A 16521-nucleotide genomic window follows, 5' to 3' on the forward strand; every position below is an offset into this window, starting at 1 on the left:
ATGCGGCCGATGAGGTGGCAGTTTCCCATCATGATGCATTGCTGTTTCCGGGTTCGTTCAAATTGACGACGGCAGCCGAAGATTTTTCGGTCGTTCCACCCTTCGAAATCCGATCGGGCGCCGAGCAGCGCGTTCCCTTCGTCTTCAACTCACCGCATAGCGGCCGCTATTATCCAGACCGCTTCCTGGCCATGGCGCGGCTCGACCGGAACGCCATCCGCCGCTCCGAGGACTGCTATGTCGACGAGCTGTTCGGCGGCGCGGTGGCGCTGGGCGCGCCGATACTGGCGGCGAATTTTCCGCGCGCCTACCTCGACGTCAACCGCGAGCCCTGGGAACTCGACCCGCGCATGTTCGCCGAGCCGGTGCCGTCCTTCTGCAACATCCGCTCGGCGCGCGTTGCCGGCGGGCTCGGCACCGTGCCCAAGCTGGTGGGTGAGGGGCTCGACATCTATTCCGGCCGTCTGCCGCTGGCGGAGGCCGTCCAGCGCATAGAGGCGGTCTACAAACCCTATCACGAGACGCTGAAGCGGCTTTTGACCAGAACCCATGCCAGGTTCGGCTATGCCGTGCTGATCGACTGCCATTCGATGCCGGCGAGCATCAGGGTGGGCGACAGCGGCCTGCGGCCGGATTTCATCGTCGGCGACCGTTTCGGCATCTCGGCCACGGCGGCCCTGACCGAAACGGCGATCGGCCTGCTCATCGGCATGGGCTACACCGTCGCCCACAACAAACCCTATGCAGGCGGTTTCATCACCGAGCATTACGGCCGGCCGGCGCGCCACCTGCATGCGCTGCAGATCGAGGTCAATCGCGGCCTCTACATGAATGAGCGGACGTTCCAGAAATCGGCCGGCTTCGATGCGCTGGCCGACGATATGGCGCGCTTTTCGGCCGACCTGATGGCGATGCCCGACCACCACTTCGTCGACCTGCCACTGGCCGCCGAATGACGCCGGAGCGGCGGCTGTTCATGCAATCCCGCGCTGGCCATCCCGCAGCGTAAAAAAAGACCGCATCGTTTGCACGACACGGTCGAAGTCTAGGGAGGAAACGCCCAAGGAGGGCATGGACAGGAAAACCTGTCCGAGAACAAATTTATTGTGCGATGCACAAATGTCAATCGATCCCACGCTTTTTTAATTCACTCTGATGTGAAAATGCGTTTCGATGGTCCCGATGTGTGACATTTCGGCAACGCTGATGTCTCTGATAAATCGATAAACCGGCTTGTTTTGGCGGGAAAGTGCCGGCAGACCGGGTTGGCACTCTGTAATGCGGGAGAATCGCGTGGACATCAGCATCGATTTCATGCGCCGGATCGCGCAAGCGGCGGCGGCTGAAACCTTGCCGCGTTTCCGCGCACAGGGCGCCGTGGCCAACAAGGAAAAAGGCAGTTTCGACCCGGTCACCGAGGCCGACCGCGAGGCCGAGCGCGCCATCCGGGCGCTGATCTCGGCTGAGTATCCCGATCACGGTATCCTTGGCGAAGAACATGGCAGCGAAAACATCTCCTCAAGGCATGTCTGGGTGATCGATCCGATCGATGGTACCCGCGCCTTCATCTCAGGCCTGCCGGTGTGGGGAACGCTGGTCGGATTGACGGTCGACGGTGACGCCGTCGCCGGCATGATGGCGCAGCCCTTCACCGGCGAGCTGTTCTACGCCAACGCTTCCGGCTCCCACTACGAAGGCCCCGGCGGGCCGCGGAAGCTGTCGACCCGCAAGAGGACGAAGCTTGACGAGGCGACCTTGTTCACCACCACGCCGGCGCTTTTCAAGGGCGAGGCGCGCACCCGCTACGACGCGTTCGAGAAACAGATCCAGCTCGCCCGCTACGGAGCCGATTGCTACGCCTTTGCCATGATCGCGTCCGGCAGCGTCGACATCGTCGCCGATCCCGGATTGAAACCCTACGACATCGTGGCGCTGATCCCGATCATTGAAAAGGCCGGCGGCGTCGTCACCACATTCGAGGGCGGTCCGGCGGAAAAGGGCGGCGACATCCTGGCCGCCGCAACGCCGGAGCTTCACGCGGCTGCAATGGCAGCCTTGCGCGGCTGATAGTCGACCCGATCAGCGCGGCTTGATCGAGCGCTGGAATTCCGCCGGCGTTCGCCCGTAGACCTGCCTGAACGCTGAGCTGAAATGACTGTGGCTGGAGAAGCCGAGGTCCAGGCCGAGCGTGGTCAGATTGTCGTAGCGGCCAAGCAGGTCGAGCGCGCGCGCCAGCCGCAGGCGCAGATGGTAGCGATAGAGCGGCATCGCCTCGACCTGCTGGAAAACCTGCGTGAGATAAACCGGTGATACCCCGACTTCAGCGGCGATCTCGGCCAGCGTCCAGCGCCGCGAAAGATCCGAGGACAGGACGAGCTTGGCGCGGTCGACCAGCTTCTGCCGGCCAGCGCTTGCGCCGGCGGCATGCGAGGTGCGCTCGCCGAGGGAGCGCCGCACCAGCGTCAGCGCCAGGGTTTCGGCCTCCAGCGTTTCGGCAATGTTGCGGCTCAGGCTGTGGCGCAGCACCGCCACCAGCGCCTGAGCCCGCGGGTCGATGCGGCGGCGCTGACGACGAAACGCCACGGCGCTGCCCAAGCGCAACTGCTCCTTCGGCGTCAGCTCCTGCATTTGCGCCTCCTCGACAACGAGATCGAGGCAGGAATCGCCACCCTCGACGGGATGGCTGATCCGGTAGCCTTCGGCGTTGTTGAAGAACAACAACTGGTTGGCTTCGGCGACCGCATCGTTGCGGCCGACATGGCGCACGAAGACGCCGCGATAGGGAAACACAAGATGCGTGGCAGCGGTGCACTCTTCTTCGCTCTTGTGCCGGCATTCGCCGCTGCAGAGGACATCCCTCACCCTGACGGTGCCGGTGTCCAGAAGCGTCTGTACCGTGAACTGCGACATGGTGAGCTGAGACATGGCCGTTGCATTCTACCCTTGCACCGAAAGCTGCTCCGGCACATTTAGGCGATTGGCTTGTCCAAACCTGTCAGGCGACTTCACCTGTCGGGCCCTTCGTAACGGCCATGGCTCAGTCCCACAAACGGCGCATGTATTCGCAGTGAGCGTCGCTGCGCGACAGACCGATGTCCTTGAGCTGTTCGTCGGTCATTTCGAGCAAGGCAAGGCGGCTTCGGCGCCTTTCCAGTTGACGGCCGATCCAGTTGGCCGCCGCGATGCCTTGTGTCCGCAAGGACCGCCGGAACGTCGCGGTTTGAGTTGTCGGCTGATGTGCGAGGCATTGCGCCGCCGCTGCATGATCGGGGCGCATCGCTCAGGCTTCCCCGTTGCCGGCCACTGATGCGCCGGCCACTGAGGCGCCGGCTTCGTTCAGCGCAATCGCGCATTCCTCGCAGCAGACCTCGACGGTCTTGCCGCCGACCTTGACGCGGATCGGGTTGGCGTCCAGCTGGCAATCGCAGGCAGCGCAGGTTTTCTCGGTCATGACGTCATCTCCTTGGCGTTCAGTACGCGGAGAGATGAACATTCCGGGGCGGCACCGGCTGTCAGAATCTTTAGCTCTTTGTGTGCTGCCGGCGCTGCTCCTGACAGAAGGCTGTCAGCAGGCGCAAGCTCAAGGCGCCGCAACATGCAGCGCCGGCGGCATCAGGCTGTCGGGTCGTCGTTGCCGGGTATGAAGGCGTCGAAGGCGGCGAGCAACTGCTCGCGATAGACATCGGCCTCCTGCAGGATCTCGTGTTTCGAGCCATCGATCATCAGCAGCGAGCCGAGGCGCAGACGCCTGGCATAGGCTTCCACGGCCTTGGTCGAGACGACCTGATCGGCGCCGGCGGCGATCATCAGCAGCGGCACCTGGATCCTGGCCATGAAGTCGGGCTCACTGATGGCTTCGCCTGCCTTGATTGCCGCCTGCAGCCAGCGGATCGTCGGCCCGCCGAGCGCCAGTTGCGGATAGTGCTCGTAGATTTTCGTGTTGCGCTGATAGCGCCCGGGGTCCGATGTCACCTTGTTGAGGGCGAAGGGCAGGGTTTCCCTGGGACGCGGACCCCAGGCGGCGTAGAGCCGGCCGAGGCCGAGAAAGCACAATATCGAGCAGACGCGGCGCGCGGTTTTTGCCGACACGGGCGAGTCGGGCACCGTCAGGAAAGGCGCAATCAGCACCATGCGACGCACCCGGTTGACCATCGACGGCGCCGCGAGCAGCGCGATCACGGCGCCCATCGAATGGGCGAGGATGTAATACGGGCCGCGGCAGTCGGGCAGCACGATATCCTCGAAGAACTGTTCGAGGTCGCCGGTGTAATCGTAGAAAGAGCGGACATAGCCGCGTTGCGGATCGGCGATCAGCCGGTCGGAATCGCCCTGGCCGCGCCAGTCGAGCGTGGCGACTCCGAGGCCGCTGTCGGTCAGGTTGCGGATGGTTTCGAAATACTTCTCGATGCACTCGTTGCGGCCGGGCAGCAGCACGACGGTGCCTTTCAGCGGCCGGGTGACCGCGGCAAACAGGCCGTAGCGGATCTTCTTGCCGTCGCGCGTGGTGAAAAAGCCGCCGGCGACATTTTGCGGCGGCGGATTGCCTGGCGTGGGATGGAAGAGATCCGTCATTAGGCGCTTGCGTCTTCGTGGTGTCTCACCCGGCAGGGCGTCGGCATGGTGATAGACGCCAATGGATGAAAAGCAAAGGGAGGACGCCAAGGGGGCGGACGAACGACAAGCAAGGCCGGAAGCAGCCTGCGGCGGCGTGCTTCCGGCCTCTGTCGATCCGGGAGGAAGGGACGTTACACCCGGTCGGCCTCGTCGCGGCGCTTTCATCCGGCGCCGCCTGGTTCTTTATCCTGGGGGCACTCTAGCGCCGGCCGGCTGAACGGGCGCCGAAGCAGCGGTTCATCTGCCGTTCATCGACGCCTCGATTGGCGCTCTTCAAAAATCCTTGAAATGCGCTTTTGCGCTCCCCAAATGTCGGATGCAGCCGCCGATGTCGGGGCTGCTGGTCCACCCGAAACGCCTTTCCAGGGTTTCGCACCGGCCACACGCAAACATGTTGCTCAACAGGAGAACACCTCATGCGTCACGTTGATTTTTCCCCGCTCTATCGCTCGACCGTCGGCTTCGACCGCCTGTTCACCATGCTCGACTCGCTGGCCCAGCCTGATGGCGCGCAGACCTATCCGCCCTACAACATCGAGCGCACCGGCGAGGATGCCTATCGCATCTCGATGGCGGTTGCCGGCTTCTCGGACGAAGAGATTTCGATCGAAGCCCACCGCAACGTGCTGACCGTCAAGGGTGAGCGCAAGGAAGAAGGCAATGGCGAAGGCTCCGAGTTGCTCTACCGCGGCATTGCTTCGCGTTCGTTCGAGCGCCGCTTCCAGCTTGCCGACCATGTCGAGGTCGTCGGCGCCACGCTGAAGAACGGCCTGCTTTTCGTCGACCTCAAGCGCAACATCCCCGAGGAGCTGAAGCCGCGCAAGATCGCGATTACCGCCTCTTCGGCCAACGCCAAGCAGATCGAGGCCAAGAACGCCGCGTGATCAAGACGGCGGCGTCACAACGCCCAAGGTTAAAAGCGTCTCCTCCCGAGACGAAAGCGGCGCCGCGAGGCGCCGCTTTTTTTCGCCGCAGCCTCTGTCACCCCAACCGAAGAGTTCTGGCTCTTTTGCGGCGGGCGCCGTCTTCCCATGAAGGGCAATGTCTGATCTCTCGGCTGATTTTTCCCTGGCCCTAACGGCAACCATTGCGGTGACCTTCCTGCTGGCCGGCATCGTCAAGGGCGTTACCGGTATGGGACTGCCGACGTTGGCGATGGGGCTGCTGGGCACAATCATGCCGCCGGTCGCCGCGGCTTCGCTGCTGATCGTGCCGTCCTTCGTCACCAATATCTGGCAGCTGTTTGCCGGCCCGAGCTTCGGATGGATCCTCAGGCGGCTGTGGCTGATGATGGTCGGCATCGTCGCCGGCAACGCTGGCCGGCTCATGGCTGCTGGCCAGCGACAATGTCAAATGGACGACGGCCGGCCTCGGGGCGGCGCTGATCGTCTATGCCGTCTATACGCTGCTGGCGCGGCAGTTGACGGTTCCCGCGTCAGCCGAGCGCTGGTTGTCGCCCATCGTCGGTTTCCTTACCGGCATCGTCACCGGCGGCACCGGCGTGTTCGTCGTGCCCGCTGTACCTTACATTCAGGCGCTGGGCTTGAGCCGTGACGATCTGATCCAGGCGCTCGGCCTGTCCTTCACCGTGTCGACGATCGCGCTCGCTGCCGGCCTTGCCTCGCACGGCGCGTTCCAGGTCGGGCATGTCGCCATGTCGTCGCTGGCGGTTGCGCCGGCCTTGCTCGGCATGTGGCTCGGACAGTTGCTCCGGCAGCGGATCAGCCCGGCGACCTTCCGGCGCTGGTTTCTTGTTTTCCTGATCTTGCTCGGCCTCGAGCTTTTGGCGCGGCCTTTCCTTGCTTAGCGATCGGTGCCGGTTGCGAGAACGGCCTCGACGTTTTGCCGGTGGACGGGCTCGTACAGCGCGAAGTACTCGACCGCGCCCGTGGCGAATATGTCGGCGCCGAAGGTTTTCAGATCCTGCTTCGCAAGATCAGGCTCACGCCGGCAGCGAAGCAGTTTTTGAACGTAGGCTTGCGTCGCGGCGATGAGGCCTTTGTCGTAGCCGCCTCGCTCTATCGCTTCGAGCGAGCCGTGATTGGGCAAGATGCGGTCTATCGACCAGCCGGCCATGCGTTCGAGATCGACCAGATGTTGCGCCAGCCGATCCGCCTCGCTGACATAGGTGATCGGATCCTCAAGCGTGTCGCCCGCCAGGAGCAGGCCGGTTTCGGGCATGAACAGCACCGTGCCGTCATGGCTGTGGATTTCGACCTGACGCAGCTCGATGGCTATCGATCCAACGGTGAGGTCAAGACTGCCTTCGAAGGTCCTGTTCGGCAGCACGAGAGGCTTGATCGGTGGAACACCGCTTTCGATCTCAGCCCGGTTGTTCGCGAGCGCCGAGGCGGTGAGCGTGTTGGCGATAATCTCGCAATCCTGAAACACCTCATTGCCGGCAATATGATCGTCATGCCAGTGGCTGAGCACGACCCGGATCGATGTTGCGCCCATGTCTTCGAGCGTCTGCCTGATGAAGCGCGCGTGAGGCAGCGAAATATGCGTGTCGTAGACAAGCGCCTGCGAACCATCGACGATCTCATAGGTGCAGATGCCGAGGGCATAGGCGCCGTCGTCCAGCCAGTTCGGCTCGTCCGACCAGGCGCGAACGCCGTCAACGCGGCCATCGTAGAAGCCGAGCACGTTTGGCGCCGGGCGAACCAGCCGCATGGTTGAGCCGAGAGGTGGCTTTGTCATTGGCGCGGTCTCGCGGGTTCAGGCGATCATCTGGCCGAAGCGATCGACCTCATCTGAAGTCGTGGCAAAGCTGGTGACGAAGCGATAGAGCAACTCGTCCTCGCCGACATGGCCGTCGAAGCCGTGCGGCCTGTGCCAGTCGTAAAAGGCTGCGCCGACGGATTGCAGCCTTTCGGCTTCCGCCTTTTTCATCACCGCGAACACCTCGTTGGCCTGCGGCAACCAGGCGAGCTTCGCCGTTGCCGAATCCTCGATCGCAGCCGCCAGGCGCGCGGCCATGGCATTGGCATGACGGGCCGTGTCCAGCCACAGGCCGTCTGTGAAGTAGGCGTCGAACTGCGCTGCGATGAAGCGCGACTTGGAGAACAGCTGTGCGGCGCGCTTGCGCAGGAAGGACAACTCCTTGGCGCGGTCTAGATCGAACAGCACCACCGCTTCGGCGCACCAGCAGCCGTTCTTGGTGCCGCCGAACGAGACGATGTCGACGCCGCGCTTCCAGGTCATTTCGGCCGGCGTCGTCTCAAGCGCGACCAATGCGTTGGCAAAACGGGCGCCGTCCATATGCAGCGGCAGGGAAAAGCGTTTGGCGATCTCCGAAATGGTGGAAATGTCGTCGAGCCCGTACACTGTGCCGACTTCGGTCGATTGGGTGATCGAGACGGCCGTCGGGCGTCCCCAATGGACGATTTCGGGTGCGAAACGGGCGACGGCGCGTTCAAGATTGTGCGGATCGATCTTGCCCAGGGCGCCGTCGACAGCATGGAGACGCGAGCCGCCGCTGAAATATTCCGGCGCGCCGCATTCGTCCTCGATGATGTGCGATTCGCGGTGCGCAAAGGAAATGCCGCCGGGCTTGTTGTAAGCGGCCAGGGACAGCGAGTTGGCCGCCGTGCCGGTAGCGACGAAGAACACCGCGACCTCGCGTTCGAAGATCTCGCTGAAACGCTGGTAGACGGCGCGGTCGAGATCGCCATCGCCATAGGCGGTCGAAAAGCCGCCGGCATTGGCTGACAGCCCGGCGGCAATGTTAGAATGGACGCCCGCCCAGTTGTCGGATGCAAAGAACATCAGGAAAGTCCCTGCCTGGTTGAGAAAGTCTGGTTGCGACAAGAGCGCGACCATGGCCGTTTCGGGGTTTGACGCGCAAGGGCCAATGGCTGAAAAAGCGGTAAAGCCAAAGGCGATCACGAAGGAGTGCCGGGACCGAAATTTCGTTTCGACAGCGCCTGACGTAATTTTCTGTCGCCAAACGTCCAAGAATTTGGTGAATCGGTCTTGTGTGCGCCCAGGATTTCTGCCATAAAAATTTAGGACAGTAGTGCTGTCTTATTTTGTCGCACAAGTCAGGCTGGATTGGCGTATCATTTGGGCCACTCCGGCCGTTGCCGCGAGCGACGGGTAGACGGCTCGGCTGTGGCCTGTACGATACCGGATACGAACCGGCGGTGCACCGCACGGTCCGCCAAGGATTTCGAAAAGACGTGCCGCAAGAATGAGAGCGGAAGCCAGTCGCTTCCCAAGGTAGACCAGCGCCCCAAATGCTAGACGTGCAAGGGGCCGGAACGGAGGACAGGACGATGACGGAACTGACGCCATCTGCGATTATCGGCCAGGCCGCGCAGACGAAAGCGGCAGCCGTTAAAAATACCGTTCTGACCAAAGAAGGCCAGACCACCAACGGCCTGACCACCAATGGCATGGCCGCGCAGGGTCTCTATGATCCGCGCAACGAGCATGACGCGTGCGGCGTCGGCTTCATCGTCAACATGAAGAACGTGAAGTCGCACCAGATCGTCAAGGACGGGCTCTTCGTGCTCGAAAACCTGACGCATCGCGGCGCTGTCGGCGCCGATCCGCTGATGGGCGACGGCGCCGGCGTGCTGGTGCAGGTTCCCGATCATTTCTTCCGCGAAGAGATGGCGGCCCAGGGCGTCGAACTGCCGGCGGCAGGCCAATACGGCGTCGGCCACTGGTTCATGCCGCAGGATGCGGCACTGCGCGCCCATATCGAAGAGATCATCGCCGAATCGGCGCAGTCAGAAGGGCTGCCGCTGCTCGGCTTTCGCGACGTGCCGGTCGACAATTCATCGCTGTCGAAGGCGCCCGATATTGCGGCCTCCGAACCGTTCCATCGCCAAGTCTTCATCGGCCGCACATCGGACATTCCAGATGACGAGGAATACGAGGCCAGGCTGTACCTGCTGCGCAAGGTGATTTCCGGCCGCATCTACGCCGAGAACAACAACAAGGATATCGGCGCCTACTGTGTGTCGCTATCGGCGCGTACCATCGTCTACAAGGGCATGTTCCTGGCCTACCAGGTCGGCGCCTATTACAAGGATTTGTCGGATCCGCGTTTCGAGACCGCGCTGATCCTCGTCCACCAGCGCTTCTCGACCAACACCTTCCCGTCATGGAAGCTCGCGCACCCCTACCGCATGGTCGCGCATAATGGCGAGATCAACACGGTGCGCGGCAACAACAACTGGATGGCGGCGCGCCAAGCCTCGGTCGATTCCGAACTGTTCGGCAACAACATCTCCAAGCTGTGGCCGATCTCCTATGACGGCCAGTCCGACACGGCGTGCTTCGACAATGCGCTCGAATTCCTGTTCCAGGGCGGCTACAGCCTCAGCCACGCCATGATGATGCTGATCCCGGAAGCCTGGGCCGGCAACAAGCTGATGGATGCCGATCGCAAGGCTTTCTACGAATACCATGCAGCGCTTATGGAGCCGTGGGACGGGCCGGCCGCGGTCGCCTTCACCGACGGCCGCCAGATCGGCGCCACGCTCGACCGCAACGGGCTGCGCCCGGCGCGCTACATCGTCACCGACGACGACCGCGTCATCATGGCGTCAGAGGCCGGCGTGCTGCCGGTGCCGGAGGAGAGGATCGTCAAGAAGTGGCGGCTGCAGCCCGGCCGCATGCTTCTGATCGACCTCGCCAAGGGCCGCATCATTTCCGACGAGGAGATCAAGTCGGAGATCGCCACCAGGCATCCCTACAAGACCTGGCTCAACAACACGCAGCTGATCCTCGAGGATCTGAAGCCGGTCGAGCCGCGCGCGCTGCGCAAGGATGTCAGCCTGCTCGATCGCCAGCAGGCTTTCGGCTACACGCAGGAAGACACCAAGCTGTTGATGTCGCCGATGGCGACCACCGGCCAGGAAGCCGTGGGTTCGATGGGCACCGACACGCCGATCTCGGCGATGTCGGACAAGTCGAAGCTGCTCTACACCTATTTCAAACAGAATTTCGCCCAGGTCACCAACCCGCCGATCGACCCGATCCGCGAGGAGCTGGTGATGAGCCTTGTCTCGTTCATCGGGCCGCGGCCCAACATCTTCGACCTGGTCGGCAATTCGCGCCGCAAGCGGCTCGAAGTGCGCCAGCCGATCCTGACCAATGGCGATCTGGAAAAGATCCGCTCGATCGGCCACACCGAGGACCGTTTCGACACCAAGACCATCGACATCACCTACGGGTCGAGCGAGGGCGCGGCCGGCATGCAGGGCGCCGTCGAGCGTCTGTGCGAGCGGGCGGAAGCCGCTGTCGCCGGCGGCTACAACATCATCATCCTGTCCGACCGCCAGGTCGGTCCCGACCGTATCGCCATTCCGGCACTGCTGGCGACGGCTGCCGTGCACCACCATCTGATCCGCAAGGGTCTGCGCACCGCGGTCGGCCTGGTCGTGGAATCCGGCGAGCCACGCGAAGTGCATCATTTCTGCTGTCTCGCCGGCTACGGCGCCGAGGCGATCAACCCCTACCTTGCCTTCGATACGCTGCTCGACATGCACAAGCGTGGCGAACTGCCGGCTGAGGTTGACGCCTACGAGGTGGTCTCGCGCTACATCAAGTCGATCGGCAAGGGCATCCTCAAGGTGATGTCGAAGATGGGCATCTCCACCTATCAGTCCTATTGCGGCGCGCAGATATTCGACGCCATCGGGCTGAAGTCGGATTTCGTCGAGAAGTACTTCACCGGCACAGCGACGCTGATCGAAGGTGTCGGCCTGGACGAGGTCGCGGCCGAGACGCTCAGCCGCCACACCGACGGTTTCGGCAACGATCCGGTGCTGCGCAACAGCCTCGAGGTCGGCGGCGAGTACATGTACCGCATGCGCGGCGAAGCCCATATGTGGTCGCCCGACGCCGTCGCCACCTTGCAGCACGCCGTGCGTCAGGGCTCGTGGGAGACGTTCAAGGAGTATTCCGCGCAGATCGACAGCGAGACGGCCCGTGCTCAGACCATACGCGGCCTGTTCAGGATCAAGCTTGCGGAAGAGACCGGCCGCAAGAAGGTGGCGATAGAGGACGTGATGTCGGCGGCCGATATCGTCAAGCGCTTCTCGACCGGGGCGATGTCGTTCGGCTCGATCTCGCGCGAGGCACACACGACGCTGGCGCGCGCCATGAACCAGATCGGCGGCAAGTCGAACACCGGCGAGGGCGGCGAAGAGGCCGACCGCTATCTGCCGCTGCCCGGCGGCAGCAAGAATCCCGAACGTTCGGCGATCAAGCAGGTCGCCTCGGGGCGGTTTGGCGTCACCGCCGAGTATCTCGTCAATTCCGATGTCATGCAGATCAAGGTCGCGCAGGGCGCCAAGCCCGGTGAGGGCGGCCAGCTGCCCGGCCACAAGGTCGACGCCACCATCGCCAAGGTCCGGCACTCGACGCCTGGCGTCGGCCTGATCTCGCCGCCGCCGCATCACGACATCTATTCGATCGAGGATCTGGCGCAGCTGATCTATGATCTGAAGAACGTCAACCCGGCGGCCGACGTATCGGTCAAGCTGGTGTCGGAAGTCGGTGTCGGTACGGTTGCGGCCGGCGTCGCCAAGGCACGCGCCGACCACATCACCATATCGGGCTATGATGGCGGCACCGGCGCGTCGCCGCTGACCTCGCTCAAGCATGCCGGCAGCCCGTGGGAAATGGGCCTAGCCGAGACGCACCAGACGCTGGTGCTGAACGGGCTGCGCTCGCGCGTTGCGCTGCAGGTCGATGGTGGCTTGCGCACGGGGCGCGACGTCATCATCGGTGCGCTGCTCGGTGCCGACGAGTTCGGCTTCTCGACCGCGCCGCTGATCGCGGCCGGCTGCATCATGATGCGCAAGTGCCACTTGAACACCTGCCCGGTCGGCGTCGCGACGCAGGACCCGGTTCTGCGCAAGCGTTTCAAGGGCACGCCCGAGCATGTCATCAACTTCTTCTTCTATGTTGCGGAAGAGGTGAGGGGGCTGCTGGCCGAGATGGGCTACACCCATATCGACCAGATCATCGGCGACAGCGACCTGCTGGAAAAGCGCGAGATGATCCAGCATTGGAAGGCGCGTGGGCTCGATTTCGGCAAGATGTTCTTCAAGCCGGACGCGCCGCATGAGGCGGTGCACTGGACCGAACGGCAGAAACACCCGATCGACGATGTACTCGATCGCAAGCTGATCGAACTGGCGAAGCCCGCGCTCGAAAGCAAGCAGCCGGTCAAGATCGAGGTCGACATCCGCAATGTCGATCGCTCCACGGGCGCCATGCTGTCGGGCGAAGTCGCCAAGCGCTTCAGGCACAAGGGCCTGCGCGAGGACACGATCCAGGTGAAGCTGACCGGCACAGCCGGCCAGTCGTTCGGCGCCTTCCTGGCGCGCGGCATCTCGTTCGAACTCGTGGGTGCGGCCAACGACTATGTCGGCAAGGGCCTGTCGGGCGGACGCATCGTCATCCGGCCGCCGGAGGAGTCCAGGATCGTCGCGGCGGAATCGATCATCGTCGGCAACACCGTCCTCTATGGCGCGACCGAGGGCGAGGCCTATTTCGCCGGTGTCGCCGGCGAGCGCTTCGCGGTGCGCAATTCGGGCGTCGCCGCCGTCGTGGAAGGCGTCGGCGATCATGGCTGCGAATACATGACCGGCGGCATCGTCGTCGTCATCGGCCAGACCGGTCGCAACTTCGCTGCCGGCATGTCGGGCGGCGTGGCCTATGTTCTGGATGAGGCCGGCGATTTCGCCGCGCGCTGCAACATGGCGATGGTCGAGCTGGAGCCGGTTCCGGAAGAAGACGATCTGATGGAAAGGCTGCTGCATCATGGCGGTGACCTCGACCACAAGGGTCGCGTCGACGTCTCGGGCGACATGACCACCCATGACGAGGAACGGCTTTACCAGCTTATCTCGAACCACGTCCATTTCACCGGTTCGGTACGCGGCCGCGAGATACTCGACGACTGGACGATCTTCAGGCCGAAATTCCGCAAGATCATGCCGGTCGAATACCGCCGCGCGCTGATCGAGATGGAACGCATGCGCATGGGCGTGGCGGCGGAATAGGTTTTTCGACTTGCCGGGAGGCGCAGGCTTCCCGGCGGAACTTTCAGCGACAGTTTGACCTCGGATGCAAGGTTGCCATGGCTGCCTCAAGGGGTTAACGGGTGCGAAAACCGCACCATCTGGACAGCAGGAACTGGACTATGGGCAAGGTAACAGGCTTTCTCGAAATCGACCGGCAGGTGCACAAGTACCAGCCGGCCTCCGACCGCATCCGGCATTTCCGCGAATTCACGCTGCCGATGTCGGACAAGGAGGTCGAGAAACAGGCCGCGCGCTGCATGGATTGCGGCATCCCGTTCTGCCACGGGCCGACCGGGTGCCCGATCCACAACCAGATCCCGGACTGGAACGACCTCGTCTACAATGGCGACTGGGACAATGCGATCCGCAACCTGCATTCGACCAACAATTTCCCCGAGTTCACCGGCCGCATCTGCCCCGCGCCCTGCGAGGAAGCCTGCACGCTGAACCTCGAGGACATTCCGGTTGCCATCAAGACCGTTGAACAGGCAATCGCCGACAAGGCTTATGAAACCGGCCATATCCGGCCTTATCCGCCGGAGAAGAAGACGGGCAAGCGGGTCGCTGTCATCGGCTCCGGCCCGGCAGGGATGGCGGCGGCGCAGCAGCTTGGCCGCGCCGGCCACGAGGTCAGCGTCTATGAGCGTGAGAGCCGTCCCGGCGGGCTGATGCGCTACGGCATTCCCGACTTCAAGATCGAGAAGCACTATATCGACCGCCGCATCGAGCAGATGCAGGGCGAGGGCGTGACCTTCCATTGCGGCGTCAATGTCGGCGTCGACAAGCCGGTGGCAGAGTTGCTCGCCGGATACGATGCGGTGCTCTATTGCGGCGGTTCGGAATCGCCGCGTCCGGCCAACATTCCGGGCGACGATCTCGGCGGCGTCTATGACGCCATGCCCTATCTGGTGCAGCAGAACCGTCGCGTCGGCGGCGAGCCGATCCAGTCGGTGGCCTGGCCGTCGCATCCGATCATCGCCGGCGGCCAGCATGTCGTCGTCGTCGGCGGCGGCGATACCGCGTCCGACTGCGTCGGCACCGCCTTCCGCCAGGGCGCGGTGCGCGTCACCCAGCTCGACATCCGCCCGCAGCCGCCGGAGAAGGAAGACAAGCTTTCAGTCTGGCCCTACTGGGCGACCAAGATGCGCACCTCGTCCTCACAGGCCGAAGGTGCGGAGCGCGAATTCCAGGTGGCGACGCTCGAATTCATCGGCGAGGACGGCCAGCTGACCGGCGTCAAATGCTGCGAAGTCGACGAGAAGCGCAAGCCGATCGCCGGCACCGAATTCGTCATCCGTGCAGACCTCGCCTTCATCGCCATCGGCTTTGCCGGACCGGCTGCCGCCGGCGTGGCGAAAGAGTTGGACGGTGAGATGAAAATCACCACCGACAGCCGCCGTTCCCGCAATGTCGAAGCCAACGATCGCGACTACAAGACCAGCGTCGACAAGCTCTACGCCGCAGGTGATGTGCGCCGCGGCCAGTCGCTGGTTGTGTGGGCGATCCGCGAAGGCCGCCAGGCCGCGCGCTCGATCGATGAAGCGCTGATGGGGTCGACGGTACTCCCCCGTTAACGGTTGATCGCCGTCGTCGTATCCGTCGCGGCAGCGGCCTTGGGCGGCCAGGAGAAGTCGTCGGCGCGACCGGGCGAGGCCTCGGGCGCCTTGCCTTCGAGGATTAGTTTTTCGCCGGGCAGATCCGGATTGGCTTTCGGCGCCGCCGCCGCACCGAGAAGCTCGGTCCCGCCGTCGAGCGCCGGATCGTTGAGCAGCATCGGAACGGTGCGGTCGACCACGATCGGGGCGGCGGGCAGCGACGGCGCCTCGACCGGGGCGCCGGCCGGTGCGGCAGCCGTCACCACGCTTCCTGGCGCTGCCAGGCCGAGGATCTTGGCCAGCGGCTTTTCGGTGTAGAAGGCGAGCTTTCGCTTGCCGGCTTTCGAGACGTTGATGCCGTCGTCGGAGCGCAGCCGCACGGCCTGGCCGTTAATGTCGGGGCCGGTCGAGACAAAGGCGCCGTTCTCGTCGACGAACCCATCCCAGACATCGACGAATTCGCCGCCGTTCTTCTCGGCAGCAGAGTGGTAGATGTCGTTGAAGGCGAGCATGTCGGAGGTCATCTTCGGCGTCTTGAAGGCTGGCATGCCGACCCACAGATAAGGCACCTTGGTCGCCGCCAGTGCCTTTCCCAAGGCTTCGGTCCGGCGTTCGTATTCCTTGGTCCAGTTCTCGGAGCGCGGCTGCTCGCGCACATCGTTGACGCGCATCTGCTGGCGGTCGTTGGAGCCGAGCATGACGACGACCACGGAGGGTTTTTCGGTCTCGACCAGCGATTTGACCTGTTCGGGCCAATTGTAGACATCATCGCGCACGAAACCCGAAGAACCGTTGGCGCGCTCGACGATCCTGACGTTGGCATTGTCGGCAAAGGCTGTTTCGAGGCCTTCGGCCAGGCCGTTGGCCATGAAATCGCCGATCACCAGAACGACGCGGGCATCCGGTGTCTTCTCGACAATCGGAGCGGAAGGTTCAAGGGGTGCACGGGGCTTCTTCTTGACCTTCGGCTTTGCCTTGCGGACGTCGAGCGGCGGCTCGATGCGTTCGCTGCGGCGCGGGAACAGAAGGTCGCGCAGCGACCAGCCGCGGTTCTGCGGTTGTTCCTGCGCCAAAGCCGGTGTGTGGAAACTGCCGGCGACCCCCGTCGCCAGGACAACGATGGCCAGAACGAGGATCGGCAAGCGGAAAACGATCACACGGATACGCGCTGCCGAAACCAAGCACCCTCTCCATCCCTTGGTGCATGGCCCTCGCAGAGGATCGTGCACACATCAATGCTACGGCATCCTTGTGCGCCGCAA

Annotated in this window: 12 protein-coding genes and 1 pseudogene; 6 read left to right on the forward strand and 7 right to left on the reverse strand. The window is 63.4% G+C overall.

The genetic code is table 11. The features are described 5' to 3' along the window. Positions 1 to 14: 14 nt before the first annotated feature. Entirely contained in the window at positions 15 to 956 is a 942-nt protein-coding gene (locus NKJ58_RS09645) for an N-formylglutamate amidohydrolase (RefSeq protein ID WP_023710935.1), read from the forward strand. A gap of 337 nt (positions 957 to 1293) precedes the next feature. After that, positions 1294 to 2067 carry a histidinol-phosphatase gene (gene hisN, locus NKJ58_RS09650; RefSeq protein ID WP_023671197.1) on the forward strand — a complete coding sequence of 258 codons (774 nt, stop codon included), beginning with the start codon at positions 1294 to 1296 and terminating at the stop codon, positions 2065 to 2067. Between the two features lie 12 nt (positions 2068 to 2079). On the opposite strand, the gene NKJ58_RS09655 is transcribed toward hisN, so the two are convergent. The 4 genes from NKJ58_RS09655 to NKJ58_RS09670 all read right to left on the reverse strand — a co-directional run bounded on the left by NKJ58_RS09655 (position 2080) and on the right by NKJ58_RS09670 (position 4572). Further along, positions 2080 to 2910 (reverse strand): helix-turn-helix domain-containing protein, encoded by an 831-nt coding sequence (locus NKJ58_RS09655; protein ID WP_023728420.1) that lies wholly within the window; start codon positions 2908 to 2910, stop codon positions 2080 to 2082. Positions 2911 to 3037: 127 nt separating this feature from the next. Next, positions 3038 to 3277 carry a DUF1127 domain-containing protein gene (locus NKJ58_RS09660; protein ID WP_023686421.1) on the reverse strand — a complete coding sequence of 80 codons (240 nt, stop codon included), beginning with the start codon at positions 3275 to 3277 and terminating at the stop codon, positions 3038 to 3040. Positions 3278 to 3280: 3 nt separating this feature from the next. After that, a complete protein-coding gene (locus NKJ58_RS09665) occupies positions 3281 to 3451 on the reverse strand; it encodes a hypothetical protein (protein ID WP_023683236.1) in 171 nt (56 codons plus the stop codon). 161 nt (positions 3452 to 3612) lie between these two features. Continuing rightward, entirely contained in the window at positions 3613 to 4572 is a 960-nt protein-coding gene (locus tag NKJ58_RS09670) for an alpha/beta fold hydrolase (RefSeq protein WP_352518392.1), read from the reverse strand. A gap of 458 nt (positions 4573 to 5030) precedes the next feature. Between NKJ58_RS09670 and NKJ58_RS09675 the strand changes: the two genes are divergently transcribed. After that, a complete protein-coding gene (locus NKJ58_RS09675; protein WP_023671202.1) occupies positions 5031 to 5498 on the forward strand; it encodes an Hsp20 family protein in 468 nt (155 codons plus the stop codon). A 157-nt stretch (positions 5499 to 5655) separates the two neighbouring features. Continuing rightward, positions 5656 to 6421 (forward strand): annotated as a pseudogene (locus NKJ58_RS09680) (sulfite exporter TauE/SafE family protein). Here NKJ58_RS09680 and NKJ58_RS09685 read toward each other — a convergent pair. Then, positions 6418 to 7314 (reverse strand): MBL fold metallo-hydrolase, encoded by an 897-nt coding sequence (locus NKJ58_RS09685; protein ID WP_352853040.1) that lies wholly within the window; start codon positions 7312 to 7314, stop codon positions 6418 to 6420. The pseudogene NKJ58_RS09680 and the gene NKJ58_RS09685 overlap by 4 nt on opposite strands. Before the next feature lie 18 nt (positions 7315 to 7332). Beyond that, the gene (locus NKJ58_RS09690; RefSeq protein ID WP_023686416.1) at positions 7333 to 8382 is read right to left on the reverse strand and encodes a threonine aldolase family protein; all 1050 of its coding nucleotides are present in this window, start codon (positions 8380 to 8382) and stop codon (positions 7333 to 7335) included. Between the two features lie 509 nt (positions 8383 to 8891). Here NKJ58_RS09690 and gltB point away from each other — a divergent pair. Then, the gene (gene gltB, locus NKJ58_RS09695) at positions 8892 to 13643 is read left to right on the forward strand and encodes a glutamate synthase large subunit (protein ID WP_352518390.1); all 4752 of its coding nucleotides are present in this window, start codon (positions 8892 to 8894) and stop codon (positions 13641 to 13643) included. Between the two features lie 140 nt (positions 13644 to 13783). Beyond that, a complete protein-coding gene (locus NKJ58_RS09700; protein ID WP_023671207.1) occupies positions 13784 to 15238 on the forward strand; it encodes a glutamate synthase subunit beta in 1455 nt (484 codons plus the stop codon). Here NKJ58_RS09700 and NKJ58_RS09705 read toward each other — a convergent pair. Next, positions 15235 to 16440 (reverse strand): SGNH/GDSL hydrolase family protein, encoded by a 1206-nt coding sequence (locus NKJ58_RS09705; protein WP_023714037.1) that lies wholly within the window; start codon positions 16438 to 16440, stop codon positions 15235 to 15237. The genes NKJ58_RS09700 and NKJ58_RS09705 overlap by 4 nt on opposite strands. Between the last annotated feature and the right edge of the window lie 81 nt (positions 16441 to 16521).

Source organism: Mesorhizobium sp. M0139 (genome assembly GCF_040322455.1).
GTDB lineage: Bacteria > Pseudomonadota > Alphaproteobacteria > Rhizobiales > Rhizobiaceae > Mesorhizobium.

What these genes read in the sequence shown, in the direction of transcription:
- NKJ58_RS09655 (WP_023728420.1), bottom strand. Translation starts at nt 2,910, where the DNA reads ATGTCGCAGTTCACGGTACAGACGCTTCTGGACACCGGCACCGTCAGG.
- NKJ58_RS09660 (WP_023686421.1), bottom strand. Translation starts at nt 3,277, where the DNA reads ATGCGCCCCGATCATGCAGCGGCGGCGCAATGCCTCGCACATCAGCCG.
- NKJ58_RS09665 (WP_023683236.1), bottom strand. Translation starts at nt 3,451, where the DNA reads ATGACCGAGAAAACCTGCGCTGCCTGCGATTGCCAGCTGGACGCCAAC.
- NKJ58_RS09670 (WP_352518392.1), bottom strand. Translation starts at nt 4,572, where the DNA reads ATGACGGATCTCTTCCATCCCACGCCAGGCAATCCGCCGCCGCAAAAT.
- NKJ58_RS09675 (WP_023671202.1), top strand. Translation starts at nt 5,031, where the DNA reads ATGCGTCACGTTGATTTTTCCCCGCTCTATCGCTCGACCGTCGGCTTC.
- NKJ58_RS09685 (WP_352853040.1), bottom strand. Translation starts at nt 7,314, where the DNA reads ATGACAAAGCCACCTCTCGGCTCAACCATGCGGCTGGTTCGCCCGGCG.
- NKJ58_RS09690 (WP_023686416.1), bottom strand. Translation starts at nt 8,382, where the DNA reads ATGTTCTTTGCATCCGACAACTGGGCGGGCGTCCATTCTAACATTGCC.
- gltB (WP_352518390.1), top strand. Translation starts at nt 8,892, where the DNA reads ATGACGGAACTGACGCCATCTGCGATTATCGGCCAGGCCGCGCAGACG.
- NKJ58_RS09700 (WP_023671207.1), top strand. Translation starts at nt 13,784, where the DNA reads ATGGGCAAGGTAACAGGCTTTCTCGAAATCGACCGGCAGGTGCACAAG.